The 1,619-nt window shown below is 29.3% G+C and carries 2 protein-coding genes; both read left to right on the plus strand.

The annotated features are described in order from the left end of the window. Positions 1 to 494: 494 nt before the first annotated feature. On the plus strand, positions 495 to 878 hold the full coding sequence (locus ACI313_RS08770) for a hypothetical protein (RefSeq protein ID WP_439755805.1): 384 nt from the start codon (positions 495 to 497) through the stop codon (positions 876 to 878). Positions 879 to 1,034: 156 nt separating this feature from the next. Further along, positions 1,035 to 1,529, plus strand: coding sequence for an NADAR family protein (locus ACI313_RS08775; protein WP_439755806.1), 495 nt, complete (start codon positions 1,035 to 1,037; stop codon positions 1,527 to 1,529). The last annotated feature ends 90 nt before the right edge of the window (positions 1,530 to 1,619 follow it).

A 1,619-nucleotide genomic window follows, 5' to 3' on the forward strand; every position in this document is an offset into this window, starting at 1 on the left:
GTTTTGTTACCATCAATTTTTTCGCTAGAACAAAACGCAGGTGTCGATTTATCCGCAACAACTGACGTTTTGTTACCATAAATTTTTTCGCTAGAACAAAACTATGCGTTGTTGCAATTCCTGTAAATACAAGTTTTGTTACCATCAATTTTTTCGCTAGAACAAAACTTTACGTTCCTAGTACAAAAGATATTAATAGTTTTGTTACCATCAATTTTTTCGCTAGAACAAAACATAACTTTCGCCATGTCCCTGACCATCCACGTTTTGTTACCATCAATTTTTTCGCTAGAACAAAACTACTTACCGCGCTTGTAAATGCATTGATCAGTTTTGTTACCATCAATTTTTTCGCTAGAACAAAACTTTACTACTTGGGGAGAAGGAGTTACATTTGTTTTGTTACCATCAATTTTTTCGCTAGAGCAAAAGTAAATTATCTTATGGTGATTTTTAATGATTTAAAAAATTAAAATGGATAGGAAGAGTTGCATATGTATTACTTTGAACCGGTAAATGTTAATCAATGGAATATATTTGAAAAAGTCAATAATATTGGTCATGTTGAACCTTTTTTAGCTGTTAAGTCGATGCATCTAGGAGATATCGTTTTGTTTCATGTTGGTTCGCAAAATAAAAAATATAAAAGTGGAATATGTGCTTTTGGAACTGTTGTAAAGGGACCATATATTCTTACAAATTCACCACAAGATTATTGCAATAATAAATTAACTGTTGATATCAGGATAGACAAGATAAAATGTGGTCAACCTTATATATCACATGAAATGTGTAAAGATTTTATAAAACAATTTAGAAGAGTTCATTTAATTAAAAGTGAATATTATGAAATGATTGAAGAGTTAATTAATTTATAAAAAAATACACTAACCCCAGGGTCAAAGGAATTCTTGGTTTAAAACCTACTCTCATTCGAGAACCCAGCCTTTATCCTTCACGAGTTAGTGTATATCTATTTTAACTTATATTTTAATTAATGTATAATTAATCTAGTTAAAGAAGGAGTATTTATAATGACTACAAAATTTAATGATCAAAAAGTTATATGTTTTCATAAACCAGAGGAAGAGAATGGATATTTAAGTAACTGGTATTTATCTAGTTTTGAGATAGATGGAATTAGTTTTTCTTCTATGGAACAATATATGATGTATTCTAAAGCTGTTGTTTTTAATGATGAAGAAACTGCTTCTAAAATACTAAAAACAGATGATGTAGAAGAAATTAAAGCATTGGGACGAATGGTATATGGATATAATGAAAGTTTCTGGAATGGTGTTCGTCAAATTATTGTGTATAAAGGATTATTGGCAAAGTTTAGTCAAAATGAAGAATTAAAAAATAAACTTAAAAGTACTAATGATTCTTTACTAGCTGAATGTGCTGTATCTGATTTAGTATGGGGAATTGGTTTATCAATGCATGATAAAGAACGATTTAATGTATTGGCTTGGAAAGGTAAAAACTTACTTGGATATACATTAATGATGGTTCGAGATACAATTTAATAAAATTAAAGGACAAGGATGGTTATATATCCTTGTTTCAGTTTGTTGACAAACCCCTCGTTTTATTTTATTCGAGGGGTTATATTTTGC

It is taken from the genome of Floccifex sp., from assembly GCF_051873495.1.
GTDB lineage: Bacteria > Bacillota_I > Bacilli_A > Erysipelotrichales > Erysipelotrichaceae > Floccifex.